Annotated in this window: 22 protein-coding genes and 1 pseudogene; 7 read left to right on the top strand and 16 right to left on the bottom strand. The window is 66.7% G+C overall.

What is annotated here, in order from left to right; translation table 11 throughout:
- Window positions 1-57: 57 nt before the first annotated feature.
- The 7 genes and pseudogenes from ACFJI2_RS13140 to wrbA all read right to left on the bottom strand — a co-directional run bounded on the left by ACFJI2_RS13140 (window position 58) and on the right by wrbA (window position 8,512).
- Window positions 58-1,906, bottom strand: a pseudogene (locus ACFJI2_RS13140) (ABC transporter transmembrane domain-containing protein).
- Between the two features lie 23 nt (window positions 1,907-1,929).
- A complete protein-coding gene (locus ACFJI2_RS13135; RefSeq protein ID WP_377705417.1) occupies window positions 1,930-3,099 on the bottom strand; it encodes a lipocalin-like domain-containing protein in 1,170 nt (389 codons plus the stop codon).
- Window positions 3,099-5,657 (bottom strand): ABC transporter permease, encoded by a 2,559-nt coding sequence (locus tag ACFJI2_RS13130; protein WP_377705416.1) that lies wholly within the window; start codon window positions 5,655-5,657, stop codon window positions 3,099-3,101. Before ACFJI2_RS13130 ends, ACFJI2_RS13135 begins: the two co-directional genes overlap by 1 nt.
- Window positions 5,645-6,070 (bottom strand): DUF4124 domain-containing protein, encoded by a 426-nt coding sequence (locus ACFJI2_RS13125; RefSeq protein WP_377705415.1) that lies wholly within the window; start codon window positions 6,068-6,070, stop codon window positions 5,645-5,647. Before ACFJI2_RS13125 ends, ACFJI2_RS13130 begins: the two co-directional genes overlap by 13 nt.
- Entirely contained in the window at window positions 6,067-7,497 is a 1,431-nt protein-coding gene (locus ACFJI2_RS13120) for an FAD-binding oxidoreductase (protein WP_377705414.1), read from the bottom strand. Before ACFJI2_RS13120 ends, ACFJI2_RS13125 begins: the two co-directional genes overlap by 4 nt.
- Window positions 7,494-7,904, bottom strand: coding sequence for a DUF2069 domain-containing protein (locus tag ACFJI2_RS13115; RefSeq protein ID WP_107869285.1), 411 nt, complete (start codon window positions 7,902-7,904; stop codon window positions 7,494-7,496). Before ACFJI2_RS13115 ends, ACFJI2_RS13120 begins: the two co-directional genes overlap by 4 nt.
- Window positions 7,904-8,512: an NAD(P)H:quinone oxidoreductase gene (gene wrbA, locus ACFJI2_RS13110; protein ID WP_377705413.1), complete on the bottom strand. Its 609-nt coding sequence runs from the start codon at window positions 8,510-8,512 to the stop codon at window positions 7,904-7,906. Before wrbA ends, ACFJI2_RS13115 begins: the two co-directional genes overlap by 1 nt.
- Window positions 8,513-8,590: 78 nt before the next feature.
- Between wrbA and ACFJI2_RS13105 the strand changes: the two genes are divergently transcribed.
- Complete coding sequence (locus tag ACFJI2_RS13105; RefSeq protein WP_377705412.1) at window positions 8,591-9,934, top strand: YihY family inner membrane protein; 1,344 nt, start codon at window positions 8,591-8,593, stop codon at window positions 9,932-9,934.
- Window positions 9,935-9,954: 20 nt separating this feature from the next.
- Here the strand turns inward: ACFJI2_RS13105 and ACFJI2_RS13100 are convergent, their stop codons facing one another.
- The 3 genes from ACFJI2_RS13100 to ACFJI2_RS13090 are packed head-to-tail and all read right to left on the bottom strand — an operon-like array spanning window position 9,955 to window position 11,407.
- Window positions 9,955-10,275, bottom strand: coding sequence for a DUF2288 domain-containing protein (locus ACFJI2_RS13100; protein WP_132132017.1), 321 nt, complete (start codon window positions 10,273-10,275; stop codon window positions 9,955-9,957).
- 8 nt (window positions 10,276-10,283) lie between these two features.
- Window positions 10,284-10,970 (bottom strand): RES family NAD+ phosphorylase, encoded by a 687-nt coding sequence (locus tag ACFJI2_RS13095; protein ID WP_377705411.1) that lies wholly within the window; start codon window positions 10,968-10,970, stop codon window positions 10,284-10,286.
- Complete coding sequence (locus ACFJI2_RS13090; protein WP_377705410.1) at window positions 10,970-11,407, bottom strand: MbcA/ParS/Xre antitoxin family protein; 438 nt, start codon at window positions 11,405-11,407, stop codon at window positions 10,970-10,972. Before ACFJI2_RS13090 ends, ACFJI2_RS13095 begins: the two co-directional genes overlap by 1 nt.
- A 197-nt stretch (window positions 11,408-11,604) precedes the next feature.
- Between ACFJI2_RS13090 and ACFJI2_RS13085 the strand changes: the two genes are divergently transcribed.
- From ACFJI2_RS13085 to ACFJI2_RS13075, 3 genes are all read left to right on the top strand, one after another.
- Complete coding sequence (locus ACFJI2_RS13085) at window positions 11,605-12,258, top strand: hydrolase (RefSeq protein ID WP_107868687.1); 654 nt, start codon at window positions 11,605-11,607, stop codon at window positions 12,256-12,258.
- Window positions 12,259-12,301: 43 nt separating this feature from the next.
- Complete coding sequence (locus ACFJI2_RS13080; RefSeq protein ID WP_377705409.1) at window positions 12,302-12,751, top strand: YybH family protein; 450 nt, start codon at window positions 12,302-12,304, stop codon at window positions 12,749-12,751.
- Window positions 12,752-12,909: 158 nt separating this feature from the next.
- A complete protein-coding gene (locus ACFJI2_RS13075; RefSeq protein WP_377705408.1) occupies window positions 12,910-13,275 on the top strand; it encodes a hypothetical protein in 366 nt (121 codons plus the stop codon).
- A gap of 6 nt (window positions 13,276-13,281) precedes the next feature.
- On the opposite strand, the gene ACFJI2_RS13070 is transcribed toward ACFJI2_RS13075, so the two are convergent.
- Complete coding sequence (locus ACFJI2_RS13070) at window positions 13,282-14,061, bottom strand: MipA/OmpV family protein (protein ID WP_377705407.1); 780 nt, start codon at window positions 14,059-14,061, stop codon at window positions 13,282-13,284.
- A 139-nt stretch (window positions 14,062-14,200) separates the two neighbouring features.
- Between ACFJI2_RS13070 and ACFJI2_RS13065 the strand changes: the two genes are divergently transcribed.
- Window positions 14,201-14,884: a response regulator gene (locus ACFJI2_RS13065; RefSeq protein WP_377705405.1), complete on the top strand. Its 684-nt coding sequence runs from the start codon at window positions 14,201-14,203 to the stop codon at window positions 14,882-14,884.
- The gene (locus ACFJI2_RS13060; protein ID WP_377705404.1) at window positions 14,881-16,290 is read left to right on the top strand and encodes a sensor histidine kinase; all 1,410 of its coding nucleotides are present in this window, start codon (window positions 14,881-14,883) and stop codon (window positions 16,288-16,290) included. The genes ACFJI2_RS13065 and ACFJI2_RS13060 overlap by 4 nt, the downstream gene beginning before the upstream one ends.
- Window positions 16,291-16,339: 49 nt before the next feature.
- On the opposite strand, the gene ACFJI2_RS13055 is transcribed toward ACFJI2_RS13060, so the two are convergent.
- The 4 genes from ACFJI2_RS13055 to map form a co-directional block, all read right to left on the bottom strand.
- Complete coding sequence (locus tag ACFJI2_RS13055; protein ID WP_377705403.1) at window positions 16,340-17,104, bottom strand: flagellar brake protein; 765 nt, start codon at window positions 17,102-17,104, stop codon at window positions 16,340-16,342.
- A 116-nt stretch (window positions 17,105-17,220) separates the two neighbouring features.
- Window positions 17,221-17,970 (bottom strand): pseudouridine synthase, encoded by a 750-nt coding sequence (locus ACFJI2_RS13050; protein WP_181259839.1) that lies wholly within the window; start codon window positions 17,968-17,970, stop codon window positions 17,221-17,223.
- Between the two features lie 105 nt (window positions 17,971-18,075).
- Window positions 18,076-20,658 carry a [protein-PII] uridylyltransferase gene (locus tag ACFJI2_RS13045; RefSeq protein WP_377705402.1) on the bottom strand — a complete coding sequence of 861 codons (2,583 nt, stop codon included), beginning with the start codon at window positions 20,656-20,658 and terminating at the stop codon, window positions 18,076-18,078.
- A gap of 7 nt (window positions 20,659-20,665) precedes the next feature.
- Window positions 20,666-21,532 (bottom strand): type I methionyl aminopeptidase, encoded by an 867-nt coding sequence (gene map / locus ACFJI2_RS13040; protein WP_377705401.1) that lies wholly within the window; start codon window positions 21,530-21,532, stop codon window positions 20,666-20,668.
- Window positions 21,533-21,810: 278 nt separating this feature from the next.
- On the opposite strand from map, the gene ACFJI2_RS13035 reads away from it, so the two are divergent.
- Entirely contained in the window at window positions 21,811-21,960 is a 150-nt protein-coding gene (locus ACFJI2_RS13035) for a hypothetical protein (protein WP_377705400.1), read from the top strand.
- Window positions 21,961-21,975: 15 nt separating this feature from the next.
- On the opposite strand, the gene ACFJI2_RS13030 is transcribed toward ACFJI2_RS13035, so the two are convergent.
- Entirely contained in the window at window positions 21,976-22,359 is a 384-nt protein-coding gene (locus ACFJI2_RS13030) for a DUF4019 domain-containing protein (protein ID WP_377705399.1), read from the bottom strand.
- Window positions 22,360-22,420: the final 61 nt, after the last annotated feature.

The raw sequence follows: 22,420 nt of genomic DNA, 5'->3' as shown, positions 1-22,420 counted from the left end.
TACAGGAGTGGCGCGGCAGGCCAGGGCTGCCGCACGAATTGTGGCGCCTGAGCCGCCTTAGTGGGCGATGTGGACGTTGTGGAACTGCAGCGCCGCCAGGTTGGCGTAGATGCCGCCCAGCGCCACCAGCGAAGAATGGGTGCCGGTTTCGACGATCTTGCCGTCTTCCATGACGATGATGCGGTCGGCGCGCTGCACGGTGGCCAGGCGGTGCGCGATGATGACGGTGGTGCGGCCCTGCATGGCCGCTTCCAGCGCGCCTTGCACCAGGCGTTCGGATTCCGCATCCAGCGCGCTGGTGGCTTCGTCCAGCAGCAGCAGCGGGGGGATTTTTCAGCAGCGCGCGCGCGATGGCGATGCGCTGGCGCTGGCCGCCGGACAGGCGCACGCCGCGCTCGCCCAGGAAGGACTGGTAGCCGTTCGGCAGGCGCTCGATGAATTCATGCGCGGCAGCCAGCTTGGCGGCCTGGATCACTTCGGCGTCGGTGGCGCCGGCGCGGCCGTAGCGGATGTTTTCCATCGCGTCGGTCGAGAAGATCACCGTGTCCTGGGGCACGATGCCGATGGCGTCGCGCAGGGTGTGCAGGTCGAGCTGGCGGATGTCCACGCCGTCGAGCTTGATGGAACCGGCCTGCGGGTCGTAGAAGCGCAGGAACAGCTGGAACAGCGTGGTCTTGCCGGCGCCGGACGGCCCCACCACGGCCACGGTTTCGCCGGGCTTGATGTCCAGCGACAGGTGCGCCAGCGCGGCCGTTTCCGGGCGCGACGGGTAGTTGAAGGTAACGTCGGCCAGGGTCAGCGCGGCGCCGTTGGCGGCGCGCGGCGGCAGCGCCAGCGGATGGACGGGCGACTGGATCTCGGACTTGACCGACATCAGCTCCAGCAGGCGCTCGGTGGCGCCGGCGGCGCGCTGGGCTTCGCCCATCACTTCCGACAGGGCGCCGATGGCGCCGGCCACGATGGACGCGTACAGGATGAACTGGCCCAGGTCGCCGCCCGTCATGGTGCCCTCGAACACGGCGTGCGCGCCCAGCCACAGCACGAACACAATGGTGCCGAAGACCAGCACGATGGCCAGCGCGGTCAGCATGGCGCGCGCGCGGATGCGCTTCATGGCGGTGACGAAAGCGCCTTCGACCGAGGCGCCGAAGCGCTCGGTCTCGATTTTTTCATGCGTGAAGGCCTGCACGGTGGGCATGGCGTTCAGTATTTCGCCGGCCACGGCGGAGGCGTCGGCGATGCGGTCCTGCGAGTCGCGCGAGAGCTTGCGCACGCGGCGTCCGAACATCACGATGGGCAGCACGGTCAGGATCAGCAGCCCGATGATGATGGACGAGAGCTTGACGCTGGTGACGAACAGCATGGCCAGGCCGCCGATAAACAGCAGCACATTGCGCAGCGCCATGGAGATGCTGGTGCCCACCACGGCCTGGATCAGCGTGGTGTCGGTGGTGATGCGCGACAGCACCTCGCCGGTTTGCGTGGTTTCGAAGAATTCCGGGCTTTGCTTCACCACGTGGCGGTACACGGCGCTGCGGATGTCCGCCGTGACGCGCTCGCCCAGCCAGGACACGGTGTAGAAGCGCGCCGCCGTGGCCAGCGCCAGGATGGTGGCCACGCCGAACAGCGCCAGGAACACCATGTTCACGTGTTCGATGCTGCGCACGCCGGCCGATGCGCCGAAGCCCATGTCTATCATCTGCTTGAAGGCGGCTGGAATGGCCAGCGTGGCGCCGGCGGCCACCACCAGGGCCACGCCCGCCATGGCGAACTGTGCGCGGTAGGGGCGCAGGAAGGGCAGCAGGCCCTTGAAGGCGGCCAGGCTGCCTTTCTTCAGTTCGCGGGAGTCGCTCGGAGTGGATGGCGCGGCGGCGGTGCTGGTATTGCTGTTGATACTGTCGGTCATCGTGTTGTTATTCGTAAGCGTATTCATAGTTTCATGGCACTGGCATAGCCGGTCAGTTCCAGGTAGCCGCGCCCGGCGCGGGCGCCGTCACGGCTCACCGTGGCCGCGCCTTCCCAGTACACCGCGCCCGTGCTGCGGCGCGAATCGAGCTCCTGGTCTTCCTGCAGGGGCGCAATCTGCCACAGCGTGCTGCCTGTGGCGAGCTGGATGGCGACGGGATACTCGGCATTGGTGCGGGGCGAACGCCACCGCCGTTGCGGGGTAAAACTGACCTGGTCCGGCGCGTAATGCGTGATCTTACCGGATGCATCGCGCCATGTCGCGTGCGCCCATAGTTTAGCACCTGTTTTGCTGCGGATCTGGAATGCCATCAGGGCGCCGCCGTCGTCCAGGTTGGCGCTCATCCAGTCCCAGCCCGCCGCGTCGTCGCCGAGCACCTGCTGCGACCACTCGTGGTCCAGCCAGGTGGTGCCGGTAACGGCCTGCGGCTGGGCGCCGCTGCGGGTGATGGTGCCGCTGGTGCTCATATGCGGCTGGCTATAGTAATAACTGGCCTGCAGCGGGTCCGGACCCTTCTGCGAGTAGCCCCGTTCGCCCTGCAGCAGCACCGGCTGGGTGGGCGTGAGGGTGAGGTTGAGCGTGAAGCCGGCGGCCGCCAGCGTGACCCGGTAGCTGCCGTCGGGGCGGCGCGCCATGCGCCAGTCGTCCAGCTTCACGTCGGTGTCGCCGCTGTTGGCGTAGGCCAGGCCGAAGCCGGCGCGGGCGCTGCGCTGGTCGTGCAGCAGCTTGCCCAGCGAGGGATCGGAGAGCGCCGCATGGCCGATGATGAGCTGCTGCGGCGCGAACTTGCTGGGGTTGGCGCGGTCGAAGCCGGTGGCGCGGCGGAAGAAAGTGACCTGGTAGCCGAGGTCGTTGCCGTCCGGCGTCTTCAGCCAGCCGGTGGCGTACCACCATTCGGTCCTGTAGTCGGGGTGGGCGCCGTAGTCCTGCGGGAAGGCCAGCGTTTGCCCGGCGGGCAGCGGCGTCACGGGCGCGAAGTGCGGCGGCGCGGCCAGCGCGGGGCTGGACAGCAGCAGTGCGGCGGCGGCCAGGGGGAGCCACGCCGCCAGCCATGAGGCCAGCCATGCCGGCACGGCCCGCCAGGCGGCGAAAGGAGCGAAAGGAGCGAAAGGAGCGAGGGGCACGGCGCGCATCACCAGTCCTCCCGCACGGCGCGGATGGGCGCGCCGGACAGGGCCTGGCGGCCGGACAGCAGGGCCGTCAGCGCGGCGGCAAGCAGCAGCGCGGCGGCCACGGTGCCCAGCAGCGGCAGGGGCAGGTGCATCTGCATGGTCCAGTGGAAGGACTGCGGGTTGACGACGAACACCAGCACCAGGCTGATGACCCAGCCCAGCACCGCGCCGGTGGCGATGCCCAGGCCTGTCAGCGCGCCGCCTTCCAGCGCGAGGATGGCCAGGATCTGCCGCCGCGTGACGCCGATATGGCGCAGCATGCCGAATTCCTTCGAGCGCGCCAGCGTTTGCGCCGAGAAGGTGGCGGCCACGCCGAACAGCCCGATGATAATCGCTATGGCCTCCAGCAGATACGTGACCGCGAAGCTGCGGTCGAATATCTTCAGGCTCATGGCGCGCAGCTCCGACAGCGCGCTCAATTCCAGCGCCGCCCCGAACGGCAGCGCCCGCAATGCGGCTTTCACCGCTGCCATGTCGCCGTCCTTGGCCAGCCAGATGGCCGTGCTGTTGATGTCCATGTCGCCCGTGATGGCGCGGTAGTCCGCCAATCGCATCTGCACCGCGCCCGACGAGCGGGCATAGTCGCGCCAGATGCCGGCGACGAAGAATTCATGCAGCCCGCCCTGCAGCGGCAGTTTGAGGATGCTGCCCGCCGTGACGCCGTACAGGTCCGACATCGGCTCCGACACCCACACAGGCCGCAGGCCGGCCGGCACCGGCAGCGTGGGGCCGGCCATGGCCAGCACTTTTTCCGCATTGGCCGGCTCGATGTCGCGCGCCATGAGCAGCACGGGCGGGCGCTCCGGCGCCAGGCTCACGCCGCGCAGGCGCAGGAAATCCACCCTGGCCACGCCGGGCAGGGCGCGCATCTGCGCCTGCTCGCGCGGATTGAGCCCGGCCGTGCCGCCGCCGCTGGCGCTGCTGGCGTACAGATCGGCCGGCAGGATTTGCAGCAGCCAGTCGTCCAGCGACACGCGGAAGCTGGACACCATGATGGCCATGGCCACCATCAGGCTGAAGCTCGACAGCACGCCGCCCAGCGCTATGCCGGCCTGGCCGGACGCGTTGGCCAGCCGCGCCAGCGTGAGTGCCAGCACCGGCGAACTGTCCGCGCGGCCGGCCGTGGCGGCGCTCCAGCGCGCGTGCAGGAAGCGGAACACGGTGGACGACAGGCGCGGCATCAGCGCGATGGCGCCCACCAGCATCAGTGCGATCGACAGGTAGCCGAAGATCGGCAGCTCCAGCAGCGGCGGCAGCTGCGACAGCAGCGCCGCCACCGCCAGGCATGCCAGCCCGGGCCAGGCCCGCGCCAGGCGCGCCATGGCCGTTTCCTCGCTGCCGGATTTGAGCGCCACGGCCGGCGTGGCGCGCGCCGCTTCCATGGCCGGCGCGGCGCAGCCCAGCATGGCCACGCCCACGCCCATGGCGAAATACAGCAGCGCGGCCACGGGCGTGAACTGCACCTGCGGCTGCACGCCGGCGAAATAGCCCGCGCCCAGGTCGCCGCCGAACAGGCGCAGCGCAGCGGCGGCCAGGCCGTAGCCGGCCGCGATGCCGATCAGGGAGCCGGCCATGCCCAGCGTCCAGCCTTCCAGCAGGATCTGGCGCAGCAGGCTGCCGCGCTCCATGCCCAGCACGCGCAGCAGCGCGAACTGGCTGCGGCGCCGCATCACGGACAGCGCCTGCGTGGAAAACACCAGGAAGGCGCCGGTGAACAGCGCCACCAGCGCCAGCACGCTCAGGTTCACGCGGTAGGCGCGGCTCATATTGTTGTTGCGGCTGTTCTGGTCCTCGTCGTTCGGGCTGCCGACGTGGAAGCGGCCCGGGTAGTCGCGCTCCAGGTCGCGCGCCAGGGCCGCCTTGAAGGCTGCGCGGTCCACGCCGCTGCGCAGCTTGAGGTCGACCCGGGACAGCTGTCCGAGCCGGTTCAGGCGCCACTGCAGCGCGCCGATGTCCATCACGCCCAGGCGCTGGCCGGCGCGCACGCGCTGCAGGGCGCCCGCCACGCGCAGCCGCACCGCCTGCGTGCCCGATTGCAGCGCCAGCACGCCGCCTTGCGGCTTGAGCCAGGCCTGCGCAGCCGCAGAGAGGAAGATGGCGTCGTCGGCGAAGGCGTCGGCTACCTGCTCGCCGTCGGGCGTGCCCAGCAAGTCGGGGGTGACGTAGCCGGCGCGGAAGGGGTCCAGGCCGATGATCTGCAAGGCGGCGCGCTGGCCCGGCACCGAGGCTTGCACGTCCAGGATGGGCGAGGCCACGGCCACGCCGGCGCGCTCGGCCAGGCGGGGATAGATCTGCTCGTCGAACGTGGCCTCGGAGCCGGTCACCTGCACGTCGGCCTGCCCGGACAGGCTTTGGATGGCGGACGAGAACTCGTTGAACGCGGCCGCGTTGATCAGGTGGATGGCAAAGCCGAGCGATACGCCGATGGCGATGGCCGCAATGGCGGTGATGGCCCGCACCGGATGCGCGCGCCATTCGCCCAGCAGCAGCCAGCGCGCCAGTTTGCTCAACTGCCGCACGACAGCTTGAGTTTGTCGGCTGCGCGCTGCGCCTTGATGCGGGCGCGCTCCTCGTGCTGGGGCTGGACGCGGCGCAGGTCCTCGTCGGCCCATTTCTTGTCCAGCCTGAGCTTTTCGCATTTCTGGTGGCGGGCGGCCGCCACGCGGCTGGCTGCGGCGTTTTCACGCTCATCGGCCGCCTCGCGCTTGTGGCGTTCCTTTTCCAGCGCGTCGGCCTGCTTTTTGGCGCGTTTCAGCTCGGCGGCGGCGGACTTGTCGGCCGCGGGCGCGTCCGGCACGGCGATCACGGTGCCGCCGGGGCAGGGCTGTTCGGTGTACGTGACTTTGCCGTCCGCCGTGCATTTGTGGACCGTCTGCGCGCCGGCGGCGCCGGCGCAGAGCATCAGCATAACGGCGGTGGCGCGCAGCTTCACAGGATCTTCCCCGGGTTCATGATGCCTTGCGGGTCCAGCGCCGTTTTGATGGCGCGCATCAGGTTCAGCTCCAACGGCGACTTGTAGCGCGCCAGTTCCTCGCGCTTCAGCGCGCCGATGCCGTGTTCGGCCGAAATGGAACCGCCGAAGCCGGCCACGCTGTCGTGCACCACGCGGTTCACCGCGTCCTGGTTGGCCAGGAAGGCTTCGTTGCTGATGCCTTCCGGGGGCGCCACGTTGAAGTGCAGGTTGCCGTCGCCCAGGTGGCCGAAGCACACCAGCTGGCAGCCGGGGAAGGCCTGCTGCAGCAACGGCGCGGTGCGCTCGATAAAGGCGGGAATACTGGAGACGGGCAGCGAAATGTCGTGCTTGATGTTCTTGCCGGCCTTGGCCTGGGCCAGCGGAATATGCTCGCGCAGTTGCCACAGCCCGCGCGACTGCGCCACGGAGGTGGCCACCACGGCGTCCTCGATGACGCCATTTTCCAGCGCAGCATCGATGGCGCGCTCCAGCAGACCCACCGCATGGCCTTCCGATTCGCTGCTGGACAATTCCAGCAGCACGTACTGCGCGTGTTCGCCGTTGAAGGGGCGTGGCAGCAGCGGGAACTGCGCGGCCACCAGCTGCAGGCAGAACGACGACATCAGCTCGAAGCCGGTCAGGCTGGCGCCGCAATGGTCCTGCATCAGCGCCAGCAGGCGCAGCGCGGCGGCGGGCGAAGCCAGCGCCGCCAGCGCGGTGATGCTGGCCTTCGGCAGCGGGTACAGCCTGAGCACGGCGCCGGTGATGATGCCCAGCGTGCCTTCGGCGCCGATGTACAGGTCGCGCAGGTCGTAGCCGGTATTGTCCTTGCGCAGGCCGCGCAGGCCGTTCCAGATCTCGCCCTGCGGCGTCACCACCTCCAGGCCCAGGCACAGCTCGCGCGCGTTGCCGTAGCGGAGCACCCCGGTGCCGCCGGCATTGCTGGACAGGTTGCCGCCTATGGTGCAGCTGCCCTCGGCCGCCAGCGACAGCGGGAACAGGCAGTCGTGCGCGGCGGCTTCGTCCTGCACCTTCTGCAGGACGCAGCCCGCGTCGACCGTCATGGTGCGGTTCAGCGCGTCGGTTTCGCGGATGGTGTTCAGGCGCGCCAGCGACAGCACCACCGCCTCGCCGCTGCGGTCCGGCACGCCGCCCAGCACCAGGCCGGTGTTGCCGCCCTGCGGCACGAGCGGGATGCCCCAGCGCGCACACGCACGCACCACTTCGGCCACCTGCTGCACGCTGCCCGGCCGCAGCACGGCCAGGGCCAGGCCGGTGTGGCGGCCGCGCCAGTCGGTGAGGAAGGGCGCCATGTCGGCCGCGCTGGTAAAAACGTGGCCGTCGCCCAGCAGGGTGCGGCTATGGGCCAGGAAGGCCTGCCGCATGGCGGTGGAGGGCGCGCTCATTTCGTCGAGTTGACGCGGTTGACCTTGTCCAGCAGGTCCTTGGTGAGCTGCTTGGCGGCCTTCTTGTAAGGGCGCACATACATGACCGCGCAGATGAAGTACACCGCCACGATCAGCGCTTCGCCCCAGCCCAGCCATGCGGACAGCTGCCCCAGGTCGCTCCAGCCGCGCACCACGCCTTCGGTGAAGTACAGCAGGATGACCATGGAGGTCCATTGCAGCGTGTAGACGTCGCGCTTGATGATGCCGGCCAGCGGGAACAGCAGCGGCGCCGCCTTCAGCGCCAGCCACGAGCCGCCCGGCTTGAGCGGCGCGAGCCACACTTCCCAGGCCACGCACCAAAGGATAAGCAGCACCATGCTGGCGACGGCGCCCCGGTGGAAGAAGGTTTGCGACTTGGTTTCCATCATGTCCCCTGCAGCTTGCGTGTAACCTCCGCCAGACGGCGGCCCTGTGCCGTGGCCAGGCGCTTTTCATCTTCCGTCAAGGGCTTGTTGCCGTCAAGGCCGGACCAGTGGGTTGGGCCGTAAGGCGAACCGCCGCTCGCGGTGGTCATCAGTTCGGCATTGGTGTAGGGCAGGCCCATCACCATCATGCCATGGTGGAGCAGCGGGATCATCATGGTCAGCAGCGTCGACTCCTGGCCCCCGTGCAGGCTGCCGGTGGACGTGAACACGCAGGCCGGCTTGCCCGCCAGCGTGCCGGACAGCCATTCGGCCGAGGTGCCGTCCCAGAAATACTTCATGGCCGACGCCATATTGCCGAAGCGGGTGGGCGACCCCAGCGCCAGCGCCGCGCACTCGCGCAGGTCGTCCAGCTCCACGTAGGGCGCGCCTACGGCGGGCACGTCCGGCGCGGTGGCCTCGGCCACGGTGGACACGGCCGGCACCGTGCGCAGCCGCGCTTCGCAGCCCGGTACCGAGTCGATGCCCTGGGCAATCAGCTCGGCCAGTTTGCGCGTGGCGCCATGGCGTGAATAGTATAAGACGAGAATTATCAGATCAGGTGTGGTCATCTTGGTATTATAGGGCGCTTTGGCCCCCGGCAGGCACGCCGGCGGCTTGCTATAACCGGGCTTTCAACACAGGATTCAATGTTTTCCAAGTATATCTATCCGTTTTTGGCGGTTCTGCGGGACTTATCGTGGCACGAGATCCGCGACATGTTCCTGTTCGCGCGCCGCCGCCTGAAGGAGGAGAGCCTGCAGCAGGTGGCGGGCAGCCTCACGTTTACCACCGTGTTTGCGCTGGTGCCGCTGCTGACCATTGCGCTGGCCATCTTCACCACCTTCCCCATGTTCGCCGCCCTGCGCAAGGCGCTCGAGGTGTATTTCGCGCAGAGCGTGATGCCAAAGCAGATCGCCACGCCCATCCTGAACAACCTCACCATGTTCGCTGCCAAGGCCACGCGGCTGTCGGCCGTGGGCGCGGTGGCGCTGGTGCTGACGTCGGTGGCCATGATGGGCATGATAGAACGCGTGTTCAACCGCATCTGGCGCGTGAAGGCCGAACGCAGCTGGGCGCGCCGCATCCTGGTGTACTGGGCCATCCTGACCCTGGGGCCGGTGCTGGTGGGCGTGTCGCTCAGCATGTCCACCCACGTCTACATCGCCACCAGCGACCTGGTGGGCGACCTGCCGCTGCTGGGGGCGCTGCTGTACACCACGCTGTCCATCGCGGCCACCACGGCCGGCTTCACCTTGATGTACGTGGTGGTGCCGAACCGCCAGGTGGACTGGCGCGACGCGCTGTGGGGCGGCCTGATGGCGGCGCTGTTCTTCGAGCTGGCCAAGCGCGGCTTCGCGGTCTTCATCACGCAGTTCCCGACCTACTCGCGCATTTACGGCGCGCTGGCGGCGCTGCCGCTGTTCCTGCTGTGGATCTATCTGTCCTGGCTGATCACGCTGGTGGGCGCGCTGTTTACGGCGGCGCTGCCGGTGGTGAAGTACGAGCGCTGGTGGCACGAGGCGATGCCGGGCGGGGAATTCGTCGATGCGATGGCGATCCTGAAGGTGCTGCACGTGGCCGGCCACTGCGGCGACACCGCGCTGGTGAATTCGGCGGCCATCCGCCAGGCCACGCGCATGGGCTACGATGAAATGGATGCGCTGCTCGACCGCATGCAGGCGCAGGGCTGGGTGGGCAAGGTGAAGGCCGAGGCGCCGTCGCGCGTGCAGTGGGGCAAGCGCGTGAGCGAGGGCGCGGACAACTGGGTGCTGCTGGCGAACCCGGAGAAGCTGACCGTGGCCGACGTGTACCGCGTGTTCGTATTCGGCGGCGTGGCCGTCAACAGCGGCATGCCGGACGACGAGGAGGACGAGCGCGACCGCCAGGCCGCGCGCGATGCGGCCAGCCTGGCGCGCCAGGTCGAGGAGTCCGTCGAGAGGGGATTGGGGCGCACGCTGGCCGAACATTTCGGCCCGCTGGACTGCCGGTAGGCGGCTGCCCCGGGCAGGGCTTAGTGCGTCTTGCCTTTTTCTTGCTGCACCAGGATGAAGGGGCTGACCACGCTGGCCCACAGGCTGGCGTTGGTGTCGTGCCAGCGCTGGGCCTGCTCGTCCGAGACCTTGGCGATCTGGCCGGCGGCCATCCATTGGGTGATGCTGGCCTTGTCGTCGTGCGAGATGCGCACGGCCACGTCGACCAGGTCCAGTTCATCGGCAATCCACACCACCGTGCCGGAGGCAAAGTGCTTGACCAGCTCGCTCCACGGCAGGCGCGCCGTCTCGCGGTTGATCTTGGCGTGGAGTTCGATATCTTTTTCAGGTTTGGTTTGCATAGTGAAGCTCAAATGGTTGCGATGCGCGGTTCCGGCGCTCCCTCCCATGTTAACCGATAGGCGGCTCCTTTGCGAACATTGCCCACCAGCGCAGGCCGGAAACAGGCCAGGTTGGTGCCGCCGGGCCGCCGCACGCTGGGGAAGATCACGCCTGTGGAGCCGTCCTCCAGCAGCCGTTCGGCCAGCCGCTGCGACTGCACGTAGCTGGCCGGGTCCAGGCAGTCCGCGTGGTCCTCGGCGCGGCGCAGGTCGTGGAACTGCGCGGTGAAGTCGGCCAGCATGCACTGGTAGCTCACGCTGTCGTGGAAGTAGTCGATTTCGGCGTATTCCACCGTCTTGTGGAAGGTGATTTCAGCCAGCGCGGTGTCGATGTCGAAGGCGCAGTACCAGGCCCCGCGCTCGCCGTCGTTGAAGCGGCTGCCTTCCGGGCGCGCGTAGGTAAAGGCGGCGTTGATGATGCGGTAGTTCGGCACGCGGAACACCAGTTCGTCGATGCCGATGCCGGGTGCGCCGCCGTGTTCGGCGATCAGGCGCGCGTTGGTGGCGTTATCCAGGTCGAACAGGTCGTGCAGCTCCTCGTCGCTGCCGGCCAGCGGGGCCAGCACCGAGTCTTCCACGTCCGCGAAACGCGACTGGATCAGGCGGCAGGTATCGAACTGGCGCAGCAGCGTCAGGGGAGGCAGGGGCGCCGCCATCAAAGCCCGCCGCGCCGCGCATCGACCAGCTTGCGTACCGTTTGCATGGCCAGCAGGCCGCCGCCCAGCATATAGGCCAGCGGCGTGCGGCCGCCGAAGATGATGTTCTTGTTGGGCAGCGTGATCCAGCGGTCGGCCAATTCATCGCCGTACAGGATGTGCAGCGACTTGTAGATGCCCACCAGATAGGAAATGCGCGTGATGCGGTCCACTTCCAGTACCCGGTCCGGGTTCTTTTTCCAGTCGTAATAGCTGCTGCTGGACAGGCCGCCCAGCAATTCGCGGGCGTCGTTCTCGCGCACGGACCAGGCTTCCACCAGGCGGAAAAACGCGGTCAGCGCCGATTTCGACAGGCGCTCGCGTTCTTCGCGGGCATTCAGGTCCACCGGGATCACCGGTTCAAAGCGGCTTCTTGGGTAGGCGTAGGCGGCTTGCATAAATCCTCCGTTTCTGGATTATTTATACTCCGGTTTCGGACGAAAAGCAAATTCGAAAAATTCGATAATAGACCCGCAATTTTTCCGTTTTTCTTTTCGGTCCGGCAGGTCCATACTTCACTTCATCGGCACTGCACACAAGGAAACACGCAGAAGGCCTTCGAAAAAATCGATGTATAACCTCAAGGAGAACTACCATGCCATTCGCAAAAGCCCAACCAGGTAAAGAACTGCTGAACGCCAACGATCATACCCTGATCATGATCGACCACCAGTCCCAGATGTCCTTCGCCACCAAGTCCATCGACATCAACGTGCTGCGCAATAATGCCGCGCTGGTGGCCAAGGCGGCGCGCGAATTCAAGGTGCCCACCATCCTGACCACGGTGGCGGCAAAAAGCTTCTCCGGCCCGATTTTCGACGAAATCCAGTCCGTGTTTCCGGAGCAGCAGCCGATCGACCGCACCAGCATGAACACCTGGGAAGACCAGCGCATCGCCGACCGCGTCAACGAAATCGGCCGTGGCCGCATCGTGCTGGCCGGCCTGTGGACTTCGGTGTGCATCGTTGGCCCGGCACTGTCCGCGCTGGACCAGGGCTTTGAAGTGTACGTGATTGCCGACGCCTCCGGCGACGTGAGCGACGAAGCGCACGAGCGTGCCATGCAGCGCATGATCCAGGCCGGCGCCAAGCCCATCACCTCGCTGCAATACCTGCTGGAGCTGCAGCGCGACTGGGCGCGCAGCGAGACCTACGACGAAACCGTGGCCACCTCCATCGCGCACGGCGGCGGCTACGGCCTGGGCCTGATCTACGCCAAGTCCATGTTCAACGCTTCCGAAGGCCATTAAACCGGCGTAGTATCGAAGGCTCGCCGACTCCTGGGGAATATCGATGAGCCTTGCCAAATTCGCCTTCACGACCGCGCTCGCGCTGGCTACCGCCGGCGCGGGCGCGGCGCCGTCCAACGCCGAGCTGAAGCAGCAGGTGGCCGACACCGAGCGCGCCTTCGCCGCCACCATGCAGCAGCGCGACCTGGCTGCCTTCACCAGTTTCCTGTCCGATGAAACCGTGTTCTATTCCGGCCCCACGCCGCTGCGCGGCAAGGAGCAGGTGGCGGCTTTCTGGAAGAAGTTCTATGACGGCAAGGAAGCGCCGTTCTCGTGGGAGCCGGACCAGGTCGAGGTCATCGATTCCGGCACGCTGGCCCACTCGTCCGGTCCGGTGTACGACCCGAAAGGCAAGCTGATCGCGCGCTTCAACTCGGTGTGGCGCCAGGAGGCGCCGGGCAAGTGGCGCATCGTGTTCGACAAGGGCCAGGATATCTGCGACTGTAAAAAATAGCTTCCTCAGCGCTTATTGTTTAGCAGCTTCTAGTAAAAACCGAAAAAAAACAGCACCCCCTGTAGGACTGCGGCCCGTGGCGCCTCGGTCCGTGCGGCGACGCACAGAAGCGGACCGGTCAGCGGGCAATCATGGAGGCAACCAAACAGGAGGCCACCATGAACCCATCCATTGCAAGCCTGAGCCGCGCGCTGCTGCGTTCGGCGCTATTTGCGGCCGTCATCGGCCCGGCTTACGCGGCCGGGCAGCAGGAGGCCGCTCCACTGGCCGACACGGTGCCCATGGCTGTGGCCACGCCCGCAGCCGAAACCCGCGCGCCGCAGCCACGCCCGGCCATTACGCGCATCGTGCTGAGTGCTCAGGAACTGCCAGCGGCCGCTCCTGCGCGGCCCGCATACCCGGCCCAGGCCCGCGCGCCGGAACGCCAGCTGGAACGCGACGCGATCACGCTGCGCGCTGCCCGCACCGCCATGCTGCAAAACGACGCCAACCACCAGCAACAGCGGCTGGCCTCGCTGCGCTAAGCCTGCTCAGAAAGTATAGCTGGCGTACACGGCCGCCATGGGCGACGTGGTGCGGCGCGTCAGCGGGCTGTTGGCCGCGTCGCGCAGCAGGCTGGTGGCGCCGAGCACGCCGGTCACGCCCCAGTGGTCGTCCAGCTTGCGCTGCCAGCTCATCGTCACTTCCGCCTGGTACATGCCGGCCTTCGGCTTGTACACCTTGTAGCCCGACTTCAGCGCCTGCTGCGCGCTCACGCCGTAGTAGGCTTGCGCATACTTCTTGTCCGCCATTTCAAAGCCCAGGCTCAGCGTCACCGTATCGGCCTCGTTCCTGACCAGCGTGCCGCTCAGGCCGGCGCCGTAGGTGCTGCCGGTTTCACGGGCGCTCAGCGCCTGGGCCGTATGCACGCTCACGTTCAGGCCGTCGAAAATCGCATAGCCCAGATTCAGGTTGGCGGTGGCGCTGCCTTTCACGTCGCCCATGCCGCGCAGATATTTGCTGGCCTTGCCGCCGAAGGGCAGCTTGCCGTCCTCCTTGCGCGGGGCGCGGTAGCCCAGCGCCGCGCTGTAGCTGAACGGGCCGGCTGCGCCGCCGTAGCCCAGGCCGCGCAAGGTGCTGGCGTACAGGCCGTTGGCCATCGTATAGTCCACGGCCAGCATGGGCACCACCATGTTTTCGTCCGAGCCCGAATAGCGCGGCGCCAGCGCCACGCCGGCGCCGATGGTGGTGACTGCTTCGTCGGCGGCAAAGGCGCCGCCGCTCAGCAGCACGAACAGGGCGGGGATCAGTTTCAGATTGCAGGTCTTCATAGTTTTCCAATTTTTGGGAATGAGTTGGGAAGGACTGCAGTGTGCGCACTTGGCATGAAGCCAACCTGAGCCATTGATGAAGATTCCATGAAGACAAGGCTTTAGCTGATCTTCAGTTTGCCGTGCTCTAATATGCTCCATGAAAATCCTGTTAATTGAAGACGACCTCGACCTGGGCAACGGCGTGCGCATCGCGCTGGGCGACCAGGGTATGGAGGTGGTATGGACCCGCCAGCTGGACGACGCGGCGCGCCACCTGGACAGCGGCGGCTGCGACCTGGTGCTGCTGGACCTGGGCTTGCCGGACGGCGACGGCATCAACCTGCTGACCCGGCTGCGCCGCGAGCGGCGCGATTTGCCGGTACTGATATTGAGCGCCCGCGACGCGCTCAGCGACCGCTTGCGCGGCCTCGATTCGGGCGCAGACGACTATCTGGTGAAACCGTTCGAGCTGGCCGAGCTGCTGTCGCGGGTGCGCGCGCTGGCCCGCCGCAGCTACGGCTTCGACGGCGAGACGCTGGAACTGCGCGGGCTGGAAATCCATGCGCCCACGCGCCGCGTCACCGCCGGCGGCAAGCCGGTGGAGCTGACCGCCTCCGAGTACGAACTGCTGAAAATGCTGATGATGCGAGCCGACCGCGTGGTGACGCGCCGCATGCTGGAAGAGCAGGCCTTGCCCGGCGCGCAGGCCAACGCCAGCAATTCGCTGGACGTGCACATGGCCAACCTGCGGCGCAAGATCGGCGAGGGCTATGTGCGCACGGTGCGCGGGGTCGGGTATGTGATCGACGCCAAGGCCCCGGCCGGCGCGGGCCGCCCATGAGCGCCCGCGGCCTGTGGCACCGCATCGCCCAACCCAGCCTGGTGCGGCGCCTGCTGCTGGCGCAACTGCTGCTGCTCACGCTGCTGTGGACCTTGTTCACCGGCTTCATCACTTACGAAACCGGCAACGACCAGGCCGCCATGCATGAGGACAATCTGTTCAAGACCGTGCTGGCCGTGGCCGACAACCTGGCCGGCCAGCCCGAACGCCAGCGCGAGACGCTGGCGCTGCTGGACGCTGCCGCCACGGCCGGCTACGGCGTGGGCGACCCGGTGCTGACGGTGAGCATGCTGGTCAGCCAGGGAGGCCGCGAGATATTCCGTTCGCCCAAGGCGCCGGCGGGGGCGCGCCATGCCAGCGTGCTGGACGAAGTGGTCATCATGGGCAGCGGCGAGCGCCGCTGGCGGGCGCGCACCATGCGCGCTCCGGCCACCGGCTCGCAAGTGACGGTAATGATGCCGGCCGGCGGCTGGTTCGTGTTCGTGACGCTGAACTCGCGCGGCTTCTATCTGCTGCCGCTGGTACTGAGCCTGCCTGTGCTGCTGCTGCCGGCCTGGCTGTCGATCCGGCTCGCGCTGCGCCCGTGGAGCAGGGTGGCGCGCGAAGTGGCCACGCGCGGGCCGAACAATCTCGCCGCGCTCGGCTATACCGACCGCCACCGGGAACTGGCGGACATGGTGAACAGCATCAACACGCTGATGCAAAGCGTGGCCGAAAGCCAGGCCCGCGAGCGCAGCTTCATCGCCGACGCGGCGCACGAGCTGCGCACGCCGCTTGCCGCCATGCGGGTGAACGTGGAAGCCTTGTTGGCCCAGGCCGAATCCGGGCGCGACAAGCAACTGCTGAGCGGCATCGTCAGCAGCGCGCGGCGCGCCACCCGGCTGGTGAGCCAGCTGCTGACGCTGATGCGCAGCGACGCCACCGGCGGCGAGGCGGCCGAGCGCGTAGCGCTGGACGAATTGCTGCAGGACAGGCTGGCGGTGCTGTCCGGCCTGGCGGCGGTGCGCTGGGTGGAGCTGGAACTGTCGGCCGAACCCGGCTTTACGGTGCTGGGCCAGCGCGAAAGCCTGATTTCGCTGGTGGACAACCTGGTGGAAAACGCCATCAAATACGGCCCGGACGGCGGCGTGGTGCGCGTGGCGCTGCGGCGCGCCGGGCAGGGCGCTTGCGCACCGGAGGCCGTGCTGTCGGTGGAGGACCAGGGGCCGGGCATTGCGCCGGCGCTGCGCCAGCGCGTGTTCGACCGCTTCTTCCGCGATCCGGCGCAAACGCAGAGTGGCAGCGGCCTGGGCCTGGCGATCGCGCAAGCGGCCGCGGCCCGGCACGGCGGCCGGATTGCGCTGCTGGACGGGGAGGGGCGCGGCTTGCTGGTGGAGGTGCGTCTGCCGCTGGCGCGGCAAGGCTAGCCCTGGTCCGGGCCGGCCCGGGCTTATCGCTTGTGGTTGGCGCGTGTCGTTAGCGCTTGTGGCGGGAATTCATCTTGTCGATCAGCTTGGCCAGGTCATCCTTCATGCCCTCGGACATGTTCAGGAACTGGCAGCCGATCTGCACCTGCTCGCCGAGCAGGAAGGAGCGGTAGGTGCGCGACAGGCGGATTTCCAGGTCGGCGATGATGACGGCGTCCGGCCCCAGTTCCAGGCGCACGCGCTGCAGCTTGCGGCCCACGTGCAGGCCCTGCGCATCGCGCGGCGCGCAGCGCATGCCCACGCCGCCTTGCGAAAAGTCGTACAGCTGCAACTCGTAAGGCTTGCCGTTCAGGACAAACGAGGCCGTGAAGTACACGCCCAGCGGCGTTTCCAGGCGCGCGGTGGCGCGCCGGTTCAGCACCTGGCAGCGTTCCGGGAACTCCAGCGGAATCAAGTGCGGCTGCTCCGGCAGCGAATTCCAGGCCGGATCGGACAGCGTGAATTGCAGCTTGGCGCTGCGCAGCCAGGCCACGAAAGTGGCTTCGCCCGGCGGCAGCTTCTCGCCCTCGTTCAGTTCCAGTACGAAGCGGGGCTGATCGTCCGACACCGACTGGATGCGCGCCATCACCACTTCCGCGCTGCTGGCGGGGTAGATCGACACCGCGTCGCCGTTCTCGGCCAGGATGGCCAGCGAATCGCCGATATCGTCCACATCCGTCATCTCGTGCGGTTTGGAACCCGCCGCAATCGGTTCCACGGCGTCCTGCAGCCGGGGTGGACCTTTGCGGAATTCGTTAGGGATAGGATCGTTCACAGCTGCGTGTCTCTTTGATAATGGGCGTTTAACGGCCGGTCCGGGTAGTTTACAAGCATATCAGGACTTTGGCTTGCCAAATAGCAAGGAAATGGAGCGCCGGCCAATAACTGTGGTTAAAACTGCTCGTCCGCCCGCAGGTAGCGCCACTGGCCTTCCGGCAGGTTGCCGAGCTTGACCTTGCCGATGCGCACGCGCTTCAGGCCCACCACGCGCAGTCCCACCATTTCGCACATGCGGCGGATCTGGCGCTTCTTGCCTTCGCGCAGCGTGAAGCTGAGCTGGTCGTCGTTCTGCCAGCGCACCTTGGCTGGCAGCAGCGGCTTGCCGTCCATCCACAAGCCATGGTTCAGTTTCCTCAAGTCCGAGTCCGGCAGCTTGCCTTCCTTGGTGTACTGTACCCGCACCAGGTATTCCTTGTCGACGCTGGTGTGCTCGCCGATGAGGGTCTTGGCAACGCGGCCGTCCTGGGTCAGCACCAGCAGGCCGACCGAGTCGATGTCCAGGCGGCCGGCAGGCACCAGGCTGCGCAGCTGGGTGGGGTGGAAGTTTTCCGGCGCGTCGTCCTCGGCCCAGCGGTTTTCCGGCTTGATCAGGGCGATGGCGGGCGTGTAGCCGTCCTCGGCCTGGCCGCTGACGAAGCCGACCGGCTTGTTGATCAGGATGGTGACGCGCTTGGACTGCTCGGCGGCAGCCTGGCGCTCGACGGTGACGCGCTGGCTCGGGTAGATCTTGGTGCCCAGTTCGGACACCACCTGCCCGTCCACGCGCACCCAGCCGCGCGCGATCCATTCATCGGCTTCGCGGCGGGAGCACAAGCCCAGTTCGGACATGCGTTTGGACAGGCGTAAAAGTTCTTCAGACATTTTCTTCGTTCGTTGTGGCGGATGACGCCGCGCTAAGCCGCCCTACGGCACACGGCGCGGGGCCGTGAGGTAGGGCGGCTTAGGCGCAGCCGTAAGCCGCCGTGGTTAAACCTTCAGCGCTTCCAGCAGGTCGGTTTCCAGCTGGAGCTGGTTGCGCGCGTTGTTGAGCGCGGCGCCGTCGACGAGGAACACGTCCTCGACCCGCTCGCCCAGGGTCATCACCTTGGCCGTGTGCAGGTTGATGCGGTATTTGGTCAGCACATTGGCGATCGAATACAGCAAGCCGGTGCGGTCGTTGGCCGCCACCGACAACAGATAGTACTGGCCCCGTTCGTCCGGCCGCAGATCGACGGTCGGCTGGATGGGGAAGGTGCGCGACAGGCGCGACAAACGGCCCTTGGTCGGCGCCGGCAACTCGGCCTGCGACTGCAGCAGTTCGCACAGCTCATGCTCAATCAGGCTGATGATGTCGCGGTAGCTCTTGGCGAAATTCTGCTCCGTCACCAGGAACGTGTCCAGCGCATAGCCGTGGCGCGTGGTGTGGATCTTGGCGTCCAGGATGCTGAAGTTCTTGCGGTCGAAATAGCTGCAGATGCGCGCGAACAGGTCCGGCTGGTCCTTCACGTAGACGGCCACCTGCAAGCCTTCGCCGATCGGCGCCAGGCGGCATTTCACCACCGGCCGCGCGCTGTCGAGGCGGTCGTACAGCGCGCGCGTCTGCCAGGCGATGTCGGACGCGTCGTGGCGCAGGAAATAAGCCATGTCGAGCTGCTTCCACAGCGCCTCGTGCGCGTCCGGCGGCAGGCCGTACAGGCGCAAGGTGGCCAGCGCCTCTTCCTGGCGGTTCTTCAGTTCGCGGTCCGCCGAGTGCGGCTCGCCGCCCAGCACGCGCAGGGTTATGCGGTACAGGTCCTCCAGCAGCTTGGCCTTCCACGCGTTCCATACCTTGGGGCTGGTGCCGCGGATGTCGGACACGGTCAGCAGGTAGAGCGCGGTCAGGTGGCGCTCATCCTTCACCACCTTGGCGAAGGCTTCGATCACGTCCGGGTCCGACAGGTCCTGCTTCTGCGCCACTTGCGACATGGTCAGGTGGTGCTCGACCAGGAACGTCACCAGTTCCGTGTCGGTGTCGTTCATGCCGTGGTCCTGGCAGAACTGCGCGGCGTCGGCCACGCCCAGCTTGGAGTGGTCGCCGCCCCGGCCCTTGGCGATGTCATGGAACAGCGCCGCCACGTACAGCAGCCAGTGGTTGGGGAAGTTGGCCATGAGCTGGCTGCAGAACGGGTATTCGTGCGCGTGCTCGGTCATCGTGAAGCGGCGCATATTGCGCACCACCATGAGGATATGCTGGTCCACCGTGTAGACGTGGAACAGGTCGTGCTGCATCTGGCCCACGATCTTGCGGAAGTTGGGCAGGTAGCGGCCCAGCAGCGACAGCTCGTTCATGCGGCGCAGCGCGTGCAGCATGCCCACAGGCGCCTGCAGGATGCGCAGGAAGTAGGCGCGGTTCACCGGATCGTGGCGGAAGGCCGCGTCGATCTTGAAGCGCTCGTGCCACAGCGCGCGCGTGGTGCGGGCCGTCATGCCTTTCAGCGTGGGGCGCTCGGTCATCAGCACGAACACTTCCAGCATGGCCGAGGGCGTCTGCACGAAGGTGTCGTCGGCCGCGATGTCGATGAAGCCGTTCACTTCGTTGAAGCGGGCGTTGATCGGCGTCTGCTCGCAGGGCTGCGGGAACAGCTGCGCCTCGATGTTCTGCAGCAGGATGGTGTTGAGCTGGGTTACCGTCTTGGCGGCCCAGTAGTAGCGCTGCATCAGGAATTCGCTGGCGCGGCGCATGTGGGCGCCGCTGCCCTGCGCGGTCAGGCCCAGCGTTTCGGCGATGGCGGTCTGCACGTCGAACACCAGTCGGTCCTCGCGGCGGCCGGCGTGCAGGTGCAGGCGCACGCGGATGTCCTTGAAGGCGCGCTCCTTCTCCATCAGCTGCTTGGCTTCGGTTTGCGTGATCAGCCCGCTGGTGGCCAGGGTGCGCCAGGAACTGGCCAAGCCGGCCGCCTTCACCATCCACAGGATCACCTGCAGGTCGCGCAGGCCGCCGGGGCTTTCCTTGCAGTTGGGCTCCAGGCTGAAGGGCGTGTCCTCGTACTTCGCGTGGCGCTGCTTCATTTCCAGCATTTTCGCGTGGAAGAAGGCTTGCGGGTCCATCTGCGCGTGGTAGCGGGCCTGCATCTCGTCGAACAGCGCCTGGTTGCCGCACACCAGGCGCGCTTCGAGCAAGCTGGTTTGCACCGTGATGTCGGCCTGCGACTCGCTCATGCACTCGTCCACCGTGCGGATGCTGGAGCCGATTTCCAGGCCCAGGTCCCACAGCAGCTGCACCAGCTCTTCCAGGCGGGCGCGCGTGTCCGCGTCCGGCGTTTCGTGCAGCAGGATCAGCAGGTCGACGTCGGAATAGGGGAACAGCTCGCCGCGCCCGAAGCCGCCCACCGCCACCAGGGCGGTCTCGGGCGGCAGCGCGGCCTCCTGCCACGCGGTGCACAGCACGCCGTCCACCACCTGGCGCAGGTTGCGCAGCAGTTTTTCGGGCATGCCGTCCTCGCGGAACCCGGCGATGACGGTCTGGCGGCCGGCTTTGAGCTGGCTCTTCAGCTGCTCACGCAGCTCCTTCTTCATGGCGGCAGCGGGCATGCGCAGCTCAAGCGGCGGCAGGGGCTGCGGCCGGCGCTGCTGGTGCTGCTGGTGTTGCCGATGCTGCGGACTGTGCGGCGATGATGGCCGGCGGCGGCGGGGTGCCGGCCGACATGGTCAGCACTTCGTAGCCGGTTTCAGTCACCAGCACGGTGTGTTCCCACTGCGCGGACAGGCTGCGGTCCTTGGTCTTGATGGTCCAGCCGTCGCCCATCTCGCGGATTTCGCGGCGGCCGGCGTTGATCATCGGCTCGATGGTGAAGATCATGCCCGGCTTCAGTTCGTCCAGCGTGCCGGGGCGGCCGTAGTGCAGCACTTGTGGTTCCTCGTGGAAGACCTTGCCGATGCCGTGGCCGCAGAACTCGCGCACCACGCTGTAGCCCGCTTTTTCAGCGTGCTGCTGGATCACGTGGCCGATGTCGCCCAGGTGCGCGCCCGGCTTGACCTTGGAAATGCCCAGCCACATGCACTCGTAGGTGATGTCGGACAGGCGCTTGGCCAGGATGGATGGCTCGCCGATGAAGAACATGCGGCTGTTGTCGCCGTGGTAGCCATTCTTGATGACGGTGATGTCGAGGTTGACCACGTCGCCGTTTTTCAGCACCTTGTCGCCCGGGATGCCGTGGCAGATCACGTCGTTGACGGAGGTGCAGATGGCTTTCGGATAGGGCGTGTAGCCGGGCGGGCAATAGTTCAGCGGCGCAGGGATGGTGCCCTGCACGTTGACCATGTACTCGTGGCACAGGCGGTCGAGTTCACCGGTGGTGACGCCGGGTTTGACGAAGGGGGTGATGTAATCCAGCACTTCGGAGCCGAGGCGGCCGGCAATGCGCATGCCTTCGATATCTTCGGCGGTATGGATGGTAATAGCCATGGGGTAGGTAATCTGTGTGAAATGTATAGGTGAAATTATAAACGACCCACCATCTTCACGCGGGATTCATGTCATTGTAATATGAGCAACATTCACCCGGGCTGCCGTGCTGAGCCACTTCCATGAAGGAACTTATGCAATTCAAGCAATGGATTCTTGCCGCCGCGCTACGACATCGGCGCCAAGTTGCGGCCGCTGCATGAAGTCTCAAGGGCGTCAACGGCGAACCGTATGATGGCATCAAGGCCTGCTTTCATGACGCAAGCGGAGCAATCCTGGTGAACGGCAGCGCGTACGCCGACGCGGCCGAGGGACATTGCAAGGTGCTTTTCGATAACCCTGCGCTGGCGCCGGCGGCCAGCATCGAATTTTCCGGCCCGCTCGACGTCGTCAGCTTTATCGACAGACGGTATTACTCGTCCAAATAGTAATCGGGGGAGGAATTACCGTAGATAGTAGCCGGACACCTTCCAGGAGCCATCCTTGGTGCGCATGGGCGTCACGGTCTCGACCGCAGTCGGCCGGTTGGCGAACTGGCTGGCGAAAACGATCACCACGTAGTCGCCTGCGGGCGCACCGGGCAGGTCTTTCGTGAAAGTGGCAGACTGCACCGTGCGGCGCTTGAGCTGGCCGAGCGGTGCCCGCAGGCCCTGCAGGGCTTGCGTCCAGTCGGCCTGCGTGACTGCCTGTTGAAGTGGCTCCGCCGCTTCGGCCCAGGTCGATGCGTGGTGGTTGCTGTCCGCCAGCGCAAGCCAGGTTTCAGCGGCGGCTTTGGCCTGCTCTACATCCGCAGCGCTTTGCGCCTGGGCCGTCAAGCAAAAAGCCATGCTCGCGCAGGTGAGGAATCGTACGATGTTTTTCATTGATATCCTTGTCATCCAACGGGAT

The sequence above is a fragment of the Pseudoduganella sp. UC29_71 genome (genome assembly GCF_042693265.1).
In the GTDB taxonomy this organism is placed as follows: domain Bacteria; phylum Pseudomonadota; class Gammaproteobacteria; order Burkholderiales; family Burkholderiaceae_D; genus Rugamonas.
The sequence above is the reverse complement of the archived record's forward strand: the minus strand, read 5'-3'. Positions and strand labels throughout refer to the sequence as shown.